Below are 12820 nucleotides of genomic sequence, written 5' to 3' on the forward strand. Positions count from 1 at the left end.
CGGTCCGACAACCGCTCACCCGCAGGCGTCCTGGCCTGCCCCGCCCTCGCCACACGAACAACAACGAGACACAACCACCTAAGTCACCGGCATTGTGGCTAGCCCCGAGGCCGTGAAGGCGGCTGTTCCGGTCGCTTTCCACCACCGGCGTCCAGCTCGCCGACAGGTCCTCCGGCGGACACTCCTGTCGCACACCGGCCCCGGCGGGGAAGCGGCCCCCGGCAGCCACCGCGACCTCAGGCCGGTGCGGCGTCCCCGGCGACGTTGTCGGCGCCGCTCGCTTCCTCCTGGGCCATGCCGAGGAAGCGCCGGATCGCTTCCACCGGCATGTCGAGCTCCTCGGACGCGGACAGCTCGTCGCCGAACACCTGCACCGCCTCGGTGACAGCCACGGCCAGTTCGACCTCTGCTTTGCGGACCTTGGCCTCGGCCTTGTCCACCGTGTCGACCACCGCCAACTGGCGGCGCTGCTTCTCTTGGAGCCTTTGTTTGCGGGAAACGGACTTCTCAGAGTTCTGCACTGTCATGACCAAGATCATAATCAGTCGTGCGCATGCTCCTGAAATCGGCAACCGACCCGCCGTTCGCGGGAGTTCACGGTTCCAGGGCGCGGCGACGGGGGAGCGCCCATGCTCTCCGTCGCGGCCTAGGCACACCGGGCGACCGCGGCGGTGTCTCGGCGGAGGCGGCCAGGGCGGACATCGCAAGGCGGCTCGCCGCCGCGTGAGGCGGTCAGCGCGGTCCGGTGGCCGTCGGGACCCCCGACGGCCACGGACTAGGCTGGTCCGATGCAGGACGAGTACCGCACAGTCGCCCGCGCGGGCGTGCACGAGACCGAGGTCAACCGCTCACGCTTCCTGTGCGCCCTCGCCCCGGCGGCCACCGAGCGGGAGGCCCAGGACTTCATCGCGTCCGTGCGCAAGGAGCACGCGGACGCCACCCACAACTGCTGGGCCTACGTCATCGGCGCGGACGCCTCCGTCCAGAAGGCGAGCGACGACGGCGAACCGGGCGGCACCGCGGGCGTCCCCATGCTCCAGATGCTGCTGCGCCGCGACATGCGGTACGTCGTCGCCGTCGTCACCCGCTACTTCGGCGGCGTCAAGCTCGGCGCGGGCGGGCTCATCAGGGCGTACGGCGGAGCGGTCGGCGAGGCGCTGGACACGCTCGGCACGATCACCCGGCGACGGTTCCGGCTGGCCACGCTGACCGTCGACCACCAGCGGGCCGGCAAGGTCCAGAACGACCTGCGCGCGACCGGACGCGAGGTGCGTGACGTCCGCTACGGCGAAGAGGTCACCATCGAGATCGGCCTGCCGGACGCCGACGTGGACGCCTTCCGCGCCTGGCTGGCCGACGCGACCGCCGGAACGGCCGGGTTCCGACTGGGCGGGGAGGCGTACGGGGACACCTGAGAACCCGGACGAAAGGTGCGCAACGGACATATGTGCGGCGGGATGTGACGGGACGGTTCGACCATGAGCGTCCGTGATGTCAGACCCGGCCGTTAGTCTCGGGGATCATGAGGCTGCTGCACACTTCCGACTGGCATCTCGGCCGGGCGTTCCACCGGGTCGGCATGCTCGGTGCCCAGGCCGAGTTCATCGGTCACCTCGTCGACACCGTGCGCGAGCACCAGGTGGACGCGGTGGTCGTGTCGGGAGACGTGTACGACCGTGCGGTGCCGCCGCTCGCCGCCGTCGAGCTGTTCGACGACGCGCTGCACCGGCTCGCCGCCCTCGGCGTGCCCACCGTGATGATCTCCGGCAACCACGACTCGGCCCGCCGCCTCGGCGTCGGCGCCGGACTCATCGGGCGCGCGGGCATCCACCTGCGCACCGAGCCGTCCGCGTGCGCGACCCCCGTGGTGCTGTCCGACGCGCACGGCGACGTCGCCTTCTACGGGCTGCCGTACCTCGAGCCGGCGCTGGTCAAGGACGAGTTCGGGGTGCCGAAGGCGGGCCACGAGGCGGTGCTCGCCGCCGCCATGGACCGGGTCCGCGCCGACCTCGCCACGCGCCCGCCCGGCACCCGGTCCGTCGTCCTCGCGCACGCCTTCGTCACCGGCGGCGAAGCCAGCGACAGCGAACGGGACATCACCGTCGGCGGCGTGGCCGCCGTCCCCGCCGGCGTCTTCGACGGCGTCGACTACGCGGCGCTCGGACACCTGCACGGCTGTCAGACCATCACCGAACGCGTCCGCTACTCCGGCTCCCCGCTGCCGTACTCCTTCTCGGAGGCCGGCCACCGCAAGACCATGTGGCTCGTCGACCTGGGCGCCGGTGGTTCCATAGCCGCCGAGCGCGTCGACTGCCCGGTGCCCCGGCCGCTGGCCCGGATCCGCGGCCGCCTGGAGGACCTGCTCGCCGATCCGGCTCTCGCCCGGCACGAGGAGGCGTGGGTCGAGGCGACGCTCACCGACCCGGTCCGCCCGGCCGAGCCGATGGCCCGGCTCACCGAGCGCTTCCCGCACACCCTCAGCCTGGTCTTCGAGCCCGAGCGCTCCCCGGAGGACCCCGACGTGTCCTACGCCAGGCGGCTCGCGGGCCGCAGCGACCAGCAGATCGCGGAGGACTTCGTCGCCCATGTGCGCGGCGCCGGACCCGACGAGCACGAACAGGCCGTGCTGCGGGAGGCGTTCGACGCGGTGCGCGCGGACGACGCGGTGCGGGAGGTGGCGCGGTGAGGCTGCACCGGCTGGACGTCACCGCCTTCGGACCGTTCGGCGGCTCGCAGAGCGTCGACTTCGACGAGCTGTCGGCGGCCGGGCTCTTCCTGCTGCACGGCCCGACCGGCGCCGGCAAGACCTCCGTCCTCGACGCCGTGTGCTACGCGCTCTACGGCGCCGTGCCGGGCGCCCGTCACAGCGGCCAGGGCCTCACCCTGCGCAGCGACCACGCCGCACCCGGCACGCGCACCGAGGTGACCCTCGAACTGACCATCGCCGGAAGGCGGTTGGAGATCACCCGGCAGCCGCCCTGGGAGCGCCCGAAGAAGCGCGGGACGGGCACCACGCTCGACAAGGCCCACAGCGGGCTGCGCGAATACGACGCGACCGCCGGCGCCTGGAAGCAGCTCAGCCGCTCGCACCAGGAGATCGGCGAGGAGATCACCCAGCTGCTCGGCATGAGCCGTGAGCAGTTCTGCCAGGTCGTGCTGTTGCCGCAGGGCGACTTCGCGCGGTTCCTGCGCGCGGACGCCGAGGCGCGCGGCAAGCTGCTCGGCCGCCTCTTCGACACCCGCCGCTTCGCCGAGGTCGAAAAGCGCCTCGCCGAGGGCCGGCGGGCCGCCGAGGCCCAGGTGCGGGACGGGGACGCCGCGCTGCTGGCCGACGCGCACCGGATGCAGCAGGCCGCGGGCGACGCCATGGAACTGCCCGCGCTTCGGCCGGGTGATCCCGGCCTCGCGGCGGCTGTCCTGACCGCGGCGGCCGTCGCCCGCTCCACCGCCCGGGAGCAGCTGACGGTCGCCCAGTCGCGCCTCACGGCCGCGGAGTCCGCGCAGGCCGCCGCCGAGCGCGCGCTGGGGGAGGCCCGTGAACTGGCGCGCCTGCAGGACCGGTTCACCCAGGCGCGGGAGCGTGCCGCCCGGCTTCAGGAGCACGCCGACGCCCACCGGCAGGCGCAGGAGCGGATGGAGCGCGCCCGCAAGGCCGAGGCGGTGGCCCCCGCCCTGGACCTCAGGGAGGCCGCCGAGGCCGAACACCGCCGGGCGGCCGGGGCGGAGGCACGCGCGCGCGCCCGACTGCGCGCCGCCGCCGTCACCGGGCAGCCGGCGGACGGCTCCGGGCGGGCGGGGAGCGGTGCCTGGACCGACGGCTCCGAGCACGCGGCGGCTTCCGAGCGGACGCCGGGCGCCCGGGCCGCCGGGCCGGCGGAGGGTGCCGACGGGCCCGCGGCCGGCCCTCTCGCCGACGCCGGCGCCGCGGGCCTCGCCGCCGCCGCACGCCGCAGCGCGGAGGAACTGGGCGGCCTGGAGTCGGCCCGGCGTGCCGAGCGGCGGCTCGCCCAGCTCGTCGCGGAGCGCGCCGGCCTGGACCGGCAGGAGCGCGCCGACGACGAGGTGCTCCAGGAGGCCGACGCCTGGCTGGCCGGCTGGGAGGACGCCCGCGCCGGCCTGCACGGCCGTATCGAGGCCGCCCAGGAGGCAGCCACCCGGGCCGAGCAGCTGGCCGTGCAGCGGGAGCCCGCCCAGCGGCGGCTCGGCGCCGCCCGGCAGCGCGACCAGCTCGCCCGCGACACCGACGCGGCCCAGGCCCGGGCCCTGGCCGCACGGGAACGCGCCGCCGGGGCCCGCGCCCACTGGCTCGACCTGAAGGAGCAGCGGCTGAGCGGCATCGCCGCCGAACTGGCCGCGAACCTCGCCGACGGCGAGCCCTGCGCCGTCTGCGGAGCCACCGAGCACCCCGCCCCCGCCCGCAAGGTCGCCGGGCACGTCGACCGGGAGGCGGAGGAGCGCGCCCTCACCGCCTACCAGCGCGCCGACGAGCAGCGTGCCGAGGACGAGCGCCGGCTCGGCGTCGTCCGGGAGGCGCTGGCCGCGGCGAGCGCCGAAGCCGGTGACACGCCGACGGACCGGCTCGCCGCCGAGGTGGCGGACCTGGAGCGGCGCTACGCGCGGGCCCGTGACGCCGCATCCGGTCTGCACACCACGAGCGAGGAGCTGCGGCGCGCCGAGCACGAACACGAGCGGCGCACCGCCGTGCGCCAGGAGGCGGCCGTACGGGCCGCCGCCCGCGTCGGCCACCGGGAGCGGCTCGACCGGGAACGGGCCGCCCTGGAGGAGGAGCTGGCCCGGGCCCGGGGCGCCGCCGACAGCGTGGCCGCCCGCGCCGCCCAGCTGGAGCGCGAGGTCGCGCTGCTCACCGAGGCCGCCGACGCCGCCCGCGCGGCCGAGGACACCGCCCAGCGGCTCAAGGCTGCCGACGCCCGGCTCGCCGACGCCGCCTTCCGCGCCGGGTTCGACACCCCGCGGGCCGCGGCGGCCGCCCTCCTCGACGACGCGGCCCACCGCGAGCTCCAACGCCGCCTGGACGCCTGGCAGTCCGAGGAGGCCGCCGTGCGCGCCGTCCTGGCCGAGGCCGACACCGCGGCCGCCGCCGGGCGGCCGCCCGCGGACGTCGCCTCCGCGCAGCGGGCCGCGGCCGACGCGGCCCAACACCTGCGCGAGGCGGCCTCCGCGCGCGACGCCGCCGCCCGGCGCTGCGCCGAACTCGACCGGCTCTCCGCCGGGTCGGCCGCGAGCGTCCGGCGGCTCGCCCCGCTGCGCGCGCAGTACGACCGGGTCGCCCGCCTGGCGGCCCTGACCGCGGGCACCTCGGCGGAGAACGAGCGCAGGATGCGCCTGGAGTCGTACGTGCTGGCGGCCCGCCTGGAGCAGGTGGCGGCCGCGGCGACGGCGCGGCTGCGGCGCATGTCGTCCGGCCGGTACACGCTGGTCCACTCCGACGACCGGGCCGGGCGCGGCCGCAGCGGGCTCGGCCTGCACGTCGTGGACGCCTGGACCGGGCGCGAGCGGGACACGGCGACCCTGTCGGGCGGCGAGACGTTCTTCGCCTCGCTGGCCCTCGCGCTCGGTCTCGCCGACGTCGTCACCGACGAGGCGGGCGGCGTCCGCCTCGACACCCTCTTCATCGACGAGGGGTTCGGCAGCCTCGACGACCAGACCCTCGACGAGGTCCTGGACGTCCTGGACTCCCTGCGCGAACGGGACCGCAGTGTCGGCATCGTCAGCCACGTCGCCGACCTGCGCCGCCGTGTCCACGCCCAACTTGAGGTGGTGAAGGGCAGATCCGGGTCGGTGCTGCGGCAGCGCGGTCAGTGACCCAGCGGTCGGCGGGGCAGCGGCGAGGAGTACACGACGCTCGTGGTCACCGAGCCCAGCGTGCCGATCTTGCCCGACACCTCCTCCAGGTGGCGCATCGAGCGGGCGGCGACCTTGATGACGAAGCAGTCGTCGCCCGTGACGTGGTGCGCCTCCAGGATCTCCGGGGTCGTGGCGACGAGATCGTGGAAGGGCTTGTAGTTGCCGGTGGGGTACCGCAGCCGCACGAACGCCAGGATCGGCAGGCCGAGCCGTTCCGGGTCGACCACCGCCGCGTAGCCCTGGATCACCCCGGCCTCCTCCAGGCGCCGCACCCGCTCGGTCACCGCGCTGGCGGACATGGAGACGGCCCGCGCCAGCTCGGCGAAACTGGCCCGGCCCTCCCGCTGGAGGACGTCGAGGATGCGCCAGTCGGTGGCGTCCGGGGAATACACGGTCATGAGCGAGCAATAGCAGGGAGATCCACGGCCGATCAAGCGGAACGCCGGGAATCGTCACTTCAGGACGCCGATCACCGACCGTAGTTTTCTGCCCATGACCACAACCTCAGCCGCCACCGCCACCGCCGCCACCGCCACTGCCACCGCCGTCACCACCGCCACCACCCTCAATCCGGTCCTGCGCGTCCCCCCGGCGTCTCCCGCCGAGGCCGCCGCCCACTTCCGCGCGAGCCTCGCCTTCCACGCGGACGCCTCCGACGTCGCCGCCGCGCTCGCCGCGGGCGGCGACGCCGGGTTCGTCGTGGTGGACTCCCGCTCCACCGAGTCCTGGGACCAGGGGCACGTCCCGGGCGCGGTCCACCTGCCGACCGCGCTCATCCCCGAACAGGCCGAGCGGCTACTCGACAGGTCCGTGCCGGTCGTCACGTACTGCTGGGGCCCCGGCTGCAACGGCGCCACCCGGGCGGCCCTCGCCCTCGCCGAACTGGGCTACCAGGTCAAGGAGATGCTCGGCGGCTTCGAGTACTGGGCACGCGAGGGCTTCGAGTACGAGACCTGGCGCGGCCGCGAACGCCGCCCCGCGGACCCGCTGACCGCATCCGCCGGCGCCGACGACTGCGGCTGCTGACCGTCACGCCGGGGAACCCTGGAGATCTTGGGATCACCGGGCTGTCGTGCGTGTAGGTTCTGCGCCATGGTGCGATACGCGGATCCCGGTGCGCTGGAGTGGGTGGAGTCGGGCGGCGGCCCGCTCATCGCGGTACCGGAGACGGTACTGCCGTTCTGGGCGGGGGCCGACGGCGACGAGACCGCCTCCGACTACGACCGGGCCTGCGAGGTCGACGGCAGCGTCGGGCTGCTCCCGGTCGGGGACTGCGCCGCCCTGGTCCTCGGCGACGAACCGGCCTCGACCGCCTACCTGCCGCAGCACGCCGCCTTCGTACGGTGGTGCGCCGCCGGCAGCGAGGACGAACTCCTCGCCGGTGTGCCCGAAGCCCTCGCCACCGCCGACTGGGAGGACGAGGTCCGCTGGGACGTGCCGGGCCCGGTCCTGCTGTTCGACTCGGCCTGGCCGGGAACCGAGACGGAGCGCACGGACGCACTGCGCGTCGCGCTGGAACCCGGCCGCTACGCGGTGCGCGCGGCCAGTGTCCAGCCGGGCCCGGAGACCTGGCTGGGCCTCGTCCGACTGCGCCGCCTCTGACCCGGGACTTCGCGTGCGGTGCGCGGGCGCGCACCCATCCCCGTCAGGGCCCGCCGGACGATCGACCTGCCTCTTCGCCAGGCCCGTCTCTTCGCCAAGTCCGCCTCGTCGCCAGGCCCGCCTCTTCGTCCGGCCCGCCTCTTCGCGTGGCTCGGCACGGACGACGAGGCGGACCGGATCACGGGCCGGGTGAGCTGGGGGCGGACGCGGTCAGAGGGCGGACAACTCGTCCACCAGGTCGTCCAGGCCCAGCGAGCCCTGCGACAGCGCCGCCATGTGCCAGGCCTTGAGGTCGAACGCGTCACCGTGCCGCTCGCGCGCGTTCTCCCGGCCCAGCAGCCAGGCGCGCTCGCCCAGCTTGTAGCCGATCGCCTGCCCCGGCATGGACAGGTAGCGGGTCAGCTCGCTCTCCACGAAGTCCGACGGGCGGCTGCTGTGCGCGCCGAAGAACTCCTGCGCCAGCGCGGGCGTCCAGCGCTCCCCGGGATGGAAGGGGGAGTGGTCGGGGATCGTCAGCTCCAGGTGCATGCCGATGTCGATGACGACCCGCGCGGCCCGCATCATCTGCGCGTCCAGGTAACCCAGCCGGCGCTCCGCGTCCGTGAGGAAGCCCAGCTCGTCCATCAGCCGCTCCGCGTACAGCGCCCAGCCCTCGGCGTTGGCGCTGACCATGCCCACGCTGGCCTGGTAGCGGGAGAGGTCGGCCGCCACGTGCTTCCACTGCGCCAGCTGGAGGTGGTGGCCGGGCACGCCCTCGTGGTACCAGGTGGAGACCAGGTCGTAGACGGGGAAGCGGGTCTGGCCCATCGTCGGCAGCCAGGTGCAGCCCGGACGCGAGAAGTCGTCCGACGGGGCCGTGTAGTACGGCGCCGCCGCGCTGCCGGGAGGCGCGATCCGGGACTCGACCCGCCGGACCCGCTCCGCCAGGTCGAAGTGGGTGCCGTCCAGCTTCTCGATCGCCTCGTCCATCAGGGCCTGCAGCCAGCGCCGCACCTCGTCGACGCCCTCGATGTGCGTGCCGTGTTCGTCCAGGTGCGCCAGCGCCACCCACGGAGTGGCGGCGCCGGGCAGGACCTTCTCGGCCTCGGTCCGCATCTCGCCGAGGATGCGGTGGAACTCGGACCAGCCGTACGCGTACGCCTCGTCGAGGTCGAGGTCCGTGCCGTTGAAGTAACGGACCCAGCGCGCGTACCGCTCACGGCCCACCACGTCCGGTGCGCCCTCGACCGCCGGCGCGTACACGTCCCGCATCCACTCGCGCAGGGCCACCACGCCCTGCGTGGCCTCGCGAGCCGCCGCGTCCAGGTCGGAGCGCAACGCCTCGGGCCCCGCGTCCGCGAAGTGCTCGAACCAGCCCCGGCCGTCCCCGGCGTCGGCCCACTCGCCGAGCTGCCCGACGAACGTCCTGGTCGCGCGCGGACCGCCGTACAGCTTCCGCTCCAGACCGAGCGCGAGCGACTGCCGATAACCGTCCAGGGCGGCGGGTACCGCGCGCAGCCGCTCGGCGACCGCCGCCCAGTCCTCCTCGGTGGCGGTGGGCGTCACGGTGAACGCCTGGCGCACTCCGTGGGCGGCCGAGCTCAGGTTGCTGACGTCACGTAGGCCCTCGTCCGCCTCGTCGATCGCGAGCGAGGCGGTGAGCCGCTCGCGCAGCAGCCGCGCGCAGCGGCGCTCGACGTCGCTGTCCCCGCCGGGCCGGCGCTCCGCCTCGTCGAGCCGGGCGAGCGTGTCCCGCTTCAGCCGCGCCAGCGCCTCCTGGCCCGCGGGCGAGAGGTCGGGCAGACGGCTGGAGCTCTCCTTCACGCCGAGGTAGGTGCCGATGACCGGATCGAGGGCGATGAGTTCGTCGACGTACGCGTCGGCGACCTGACGGGGCAGCTGGCTGTTGGTCTGAGACATGCGGACCATCCTCGTACGAGGGGCCGCCGCGCGTCACCGGGATTGAGCGGACGGCGTAGGCGGCAGCAGCGGCCCGCAGTCCCACTGCTGGAAGATCAACCGGGTCTCCACCCGGGCCACTTCACGGCGGGCCGTGAACTCGTCCAGGACCAGCCGTTGCAGGTCCGCCATGTCCGCGACGGCGACGTGCACCAGGTAGTCGTCGGGCCCGGTCAGATGGAAGACCGTCCGCGACTCCGGCAGCGCCCGGATCCGGTCCACGAACGGCCCCACCAGCTCCCGCCGGTGCGGCCGGACCTGCACCGACAGCAGCGCCTCCAGACCCCGGCCGAGCTTGGCCGGATCGAGCCGCAGCTGATGTCCGAGGATCACCCCCGCCCGGCGCAACCGGGTCACCCGGTCCAGGCAGGTGGAGGGCGCGACGCCGACCTGCGCGGCGAGGTCGCGGTAGGTGGTCCGGGCGTCGTTCTGCAGCAGCCGCAGCAGGTGGAGGTCCACCGGATCCAGTGCGACGGATTCGGTCATACGCCGAACGTAACACGGGATTCGGGTCCCGGGACCCGGCCGGTGTTCACCCTTGCGCCCATGGACTCTGCGCGCACGGACACCTCGCACGACGAAGCACGCACCGCACCCGGAGCTCCGGCCACCGCACCGAGAGCACTGGCCACCGAAGCCGTCCACGCCGGCCGCGACGACCTCGCCCGGCAGGGACTGCACGCCCCGCCCATCGATCTGTCGACCACCTACCCCTCGTACGACAGCCGGGGCGAGGCCGCCCGCATCGACGCCTTCGCCGCCACCGGCGCCGAACTCGACGGACCGCCCGTCTACGGCCGGCTCGGCAACCCGACCGTCGCCCGCTTCGAGACCGCCCTGGCCCGGCTGGAGGGCACCGAGGCGGCGGTCGCGTTCGCCAGCGGCATGGCCGCGCTGACCGCCGTCCTGCTGGTCCGGGCCTCCCTGGGGCTGCGGCACGTGGTGGCCGTCCGGCCGCTGTACGGCTGCAGCGACCACCTGCTCACCGCCGGACTGCTCGGCTCCGAGGTCACCTGGACCGACCCGGCGGGGATAGCGGACGCGCTGCGCCCGGACACCGGACTGGTCATGGTCGAGTCCCCGGCCAACCCGACGCTCGCCGAGGTCGATCTGCGGGCCGTCGCCCACGCCTGCGGCTCGGTCCCGCTGCTCGCGGACAACACCTTCGCCACGCCCGTGCTGCAGCGGCCCGCCGAGCAGGGCGCGCGGCTGGTGCTGCACAGCGCCACCAAGTACCTCGGCGGGCACGGCGACGTGATGGCCGGTGTGGTGGCCTGCGACGAGGAGTTCGCCGGCCGGCTGCGGCAGGTGCGGTTCGCCACCGGCGGCGTCCTGCACCCGCTGGCCGGATACCTGCTGCTGCGCGGCCTCTCGACGCTGCCGGTGCGGGTGCGCGCGGCCTCCGCGAACGCCGCCGAGCTCGCCCGCCGCCTCGCCGCGGACCCGCGCGTCGCCCGCGTCCACTACCCGCGCATCGGCGGCGCGATGATCGCCATCGAGGTCGCCGGCGACCCGCACGAGGTGATCGCGGGCGTCCGCCTGATCACGCCGGCGGTCAGCCTGGGCAGCGTCGACACCCTCATCCAGCATCCGGCGTCCATCAGCCACCGCATCGTCGACGCCGACGACCGGCGCGGCTCCGGGGTGAGCGACCGGCTGCTGCGGCTGTCGGTCGGGCTGGAGGACGTCGAGGACCTGTGGGCCGACCTGGACCATGCGCTGGGGGAGCGGGCACCCGCCTCGGAGACGGGCACGCTGAGCGGAGCGTCCGTAACAGGGTGAGCGTCCGGCAGGACGGCGAACGGCCCGGCGTCCTTCCGCCGGGCCGTTCGCCGTGGTGCGGTGCGGTGCCGTGCCTCAGCCGCGCGCCCCGCGCCCGCCGGACCGGCCCTCGGCCACCTCGTGCGGCAGGACGGCGGAGCCGATCACGGCCGTGTCCAGGCGGGCCGTGATGACCAGCGTGCCCTCCTCGATCTGGTAGTCGAGGGGCAGGCCGAGGCCGCGCATGGCGGCGACCATGCCGGTGTTGGACGCCTGCGTCACCGCGTACACGCTCTCGCAGCCCGCCTCGATCGCCATCGCCACCAGGCGGCCCAGCAGTTCACCGCCGATGCCGCGCCGCTGCCAGCTGTCCTCGACCAGCAGCGCGACCTCCGTCTCGTCGCCGTCCCACAGCAGATGGCCGAGGCCGACGATCCGCCCGGACGCCGTCCGCACGGCGAGCGTACGACCGTAACGCGGGCTCAGCAGGTGGTTGAGGTAACGGTCCGCGTCGCCGACCGGCCCGTGGTACCGCATGCCGAGCGTCCGCGCCGAGCACCGCTCGTGCATCTCCTTCGCGGCATCGATGTCACGGATGTCGGCCCGGCGCACGGTGATCTCGTTGCCCTCGGGCAGCGTCAGCACGTCCTGGCCGCGCGGCACCCGCGGTCCCAGCCGGGCGTCCAGCTCCACCAGCGCCCGCGCCCGGGCGAACTCGGTCGGGGTGAACGGCAGATACGGCCGTTCCACGGTGATCACTCCGCCCTCCGGCGCCCGCAGCCGCATCACGGTGTCCTCCAGCGCCCCCTCCACGGGAACCCCCTCCGGCGCCCGGCCCCCGCCGAACGGCGAAGCGGGCACTTGGCGGATGGTGCACCGGCCCAGCAACTGCCGCAGCGCCAGCGGCAGTTCCGCCGCGTCCAGCGCGGTGCGGGCGGCCAGGCCCAGCACCCGGGTCGGCGCGTCCACCAGGTCGTGGGCGTCGGCCCGCTCGATCCAGGTGTCGGCGCCGCCGGCCAGCGACACCACCCGGGTGAGCCCGGACGCCGCCAGCTCACCGGGAGCCCGCAGCAGGAACTCGTCCACCGTGCCGTCGGCCAGCGGGTGCGTCTGCAGGCTCAGGATGTCCACCCGCTCGCCGGCCAGCGCGGTGCACAGCGCGGCCAGCGAGCCCGGTTCGTCCCTGACCGTCGTCCGCATCCGCCACAGCGTGCTCTGCCCGGGCGCGGCCTGCGGCGCCGGGGCGGACGGGCCCTGCTCGTCCTGCCCGGCCCGCCGCCCTGTCGGCAGCGGCCGGGCCTCGGTATCACTCGTCGGCGGTGCGTGGCCGTGGCGGCGTGCCCACCATGTGTGGAACCCCGCCGTCCCGGCCAGGGCCAGCGCCGAGATCACCAGCAGGGCCGGGCCGTCCGGCCCGTGTCCGATCAGGTTCGCCACGGCGTCCGCCACCGCGACCGCCGTGAAGAGGGCGGCCAGTTCGACCACGTCCCGCCGCCAGTGGTGCACGGGACGTCCGTGCTTCGCACGGGTCACATTCGACATTTCTCGACTCATGCACCCACTGTGAAGGAGCGGTGTTGCGCGATCGCGAACGCTCTGTGACTGATCGGTAAAGCGCGCTTATGCCCTTTTTGTTGATCTTTTTACGATTGTC

At 74.6% G+C, this 12820-nt stretch carries 11 protein-coding genes; 6 read left to right on the plus strand and 5 right to left on the minus strand.

Annotated elements, in window-relative coordinates:
- Positions 1-236 precede the first annotated feature (236 nt).
- Positions 237-527, minus strand: a complete 291-nt coding sequence (locus ACH4ZX_RS00005; RefSeq protein ID WP_398264928.1) for a hypothetical protein — start codon at positions 525-527, stop codon at positions 237-239.
- 261 nt (positions 528-788) lie between these two features.
- Here ACH4ZX_RS00005 and ACH4ZX_RS00010 point away from each other — a divergent pair, with 261 nt between their 5' ends.
- The 3 genes from ACH4ZX_RS00010 (at position 789) to ACH4ZX_RS00020 (ending at position 5823) form a co-directional block, all read left to right on the plus strand.
- Positions 789-1415, plus strand: coding sequence for a YigZ family protein (locus ACH4ZX_RS00010; protein WP_398264931.1), 627 nt, complete (start codon positions 789-791; stop codon positions 1413-1415).
- Between the two features lie 107 nt (positions 1416-1522).
- Positions 1523-2686 carry an exonuclease SbcCD subunit D gene (locus ACH4ZX_RS00015; protein WP_398264934.1) on the plus strand — a complete coding sequence of 388 codons (1164 nt, stop codon included), beginning with the start codon at positions 1523-1525 and terminating at the stop codon, positions 2684-2686.
- Positions 2683-5823: an AAA family ATPase gene (locus ACH4ZX_RS00020; protein WP_398264937.1), complete on the plus strand. Its 3141-nt coding sequence runs from the start codon at positions 2683-2685 to the stop codon at positions 5821-5823. Before ACH4ZX_RS00015 ends, ACH4ZX_RS00020 begins: the two co-directional genes overlap by 4 nt.
- On the opposite strand, the gene ACH4ZX_RS00025 is transcribed toward ACH4ZX_RS00020, so the two are convergent.
- Positions 5817-6263: an Lrp/AsnC family transcriptional regulator gene (locus tag ACH4ZX_RS00025; protein ID WP_398264940.1), complete on the minus strand. Its 447-nt coding sequence runs from the start codon at positions 6261-6263 to the stop codon at positions 5817-5819. The genes ACH4ZX_RS00020 and ACH4ZX_RS00025 overlap by 7 nt on opposite strands.
- 94 nt (positions 6264-6357) lie before the next feature.
- On the opposite strand from ACH4ZX_RS00025, the gene ACH4ZX_RS00030 reads away from it, so the two are divergent.
- Complete coding sequence (locus ACH4ZX_RS00030; protein ID WP_398264943.1) at positions 6358-6891, plus strand: rhodanese-like domain-containing protein; 534 nt, start codon at positions 6358-6360, stop codon at positions 6889-6891.
- A gap of 66 nt (positions 6892-6957) precedes the next feature.
- On the plus strand, positions 6958-7467 hold the full coding sequence (locus ACH4ZX_RS00035) for an immunity 21 family protein (protein ID WP_398264946.1): 510 nt from the start codon (positions 6958-6960) through the stop codon (positions 7465-7467).
- Positions 7468-7677: 210 nt separating this feature from the next.
- Here ACH4ZX_RS00035 and ACH4ZX_RS00040 read toward each other — a convergent pair whose 3' ends face one another.
- Both ACH4ZX_RS00040 and ACH4ZX_RS00045 read right to left on the minus strand, forming a co-directional pair.
- Positions 7678-9366: a DUF885 domain-containing protein gene (locus ACH4ZX_RS00040; RefSeq protein ID WP_398264948.1), complete on the minus strand. Its 1689-nt coding sequence runs from the start codon at positions 9364-9366 to the stop codon at positions 7678-7680.
- Positions 9367-9399: 33 nt separating this feature from the next.
- Positions 9400-9891 carry an Lrp/AsnC family transcriptional regulator gene (locus ACH4ZX_RS00045; RefSeq protein WP_398264951.1) on the minus strand — a complete coding sequence of 164 codons (492 nt, stop codon included), beginning with the start codon at positions 9889-9891 and terminating at the stop codon, positions 9400-9402.
- 60 nt (positions 9892-9951) lie between these two features.
- Here ACH4ZX_RS00045 and ACH4ZX_RS00050 point away from each other — a divergent pair, with 60 nt between their 5' ends.
- Entirely contained in the window at positions 9952-11187 is a 1236-nt protein-coding gene (locus ACH4ZX_RS00050; RefSeq protein WP_398264954.1) for a trans-sulfuration enzyme family protein, read from the plus strand.
- 75 nt (positions 11188-11262) lie between these two features.
- Here ACH4ZX_RS00050 and ACH4ZX_RS00055 read toward each other — a convergent pair whose 3' ends face one another.
- Positions 11263-12720 carry a GNAT family N-acetyltransferase gene (locus ACH4ZX_RS00055; protein WP_398264957.1) on the minus strand — a complete coding sequence of 486 codons (1458 nt, stop codon included), beginning with the start codon at positions 12718-12720 and terminating at the stop codon, positions 11263-11265.
- Between the last annotated feature and the right edge of the window lie 100 nt (positions 12721-12820).

It is taken from the genome of Streptomyces sp. NPDC020490 (genome assembly GCF_044335305.1).
GTDB lineage: Bacteria > Actinomycetota > Actinomycetes > Streptomycetales > Streptomycetaceae > Streptomyces.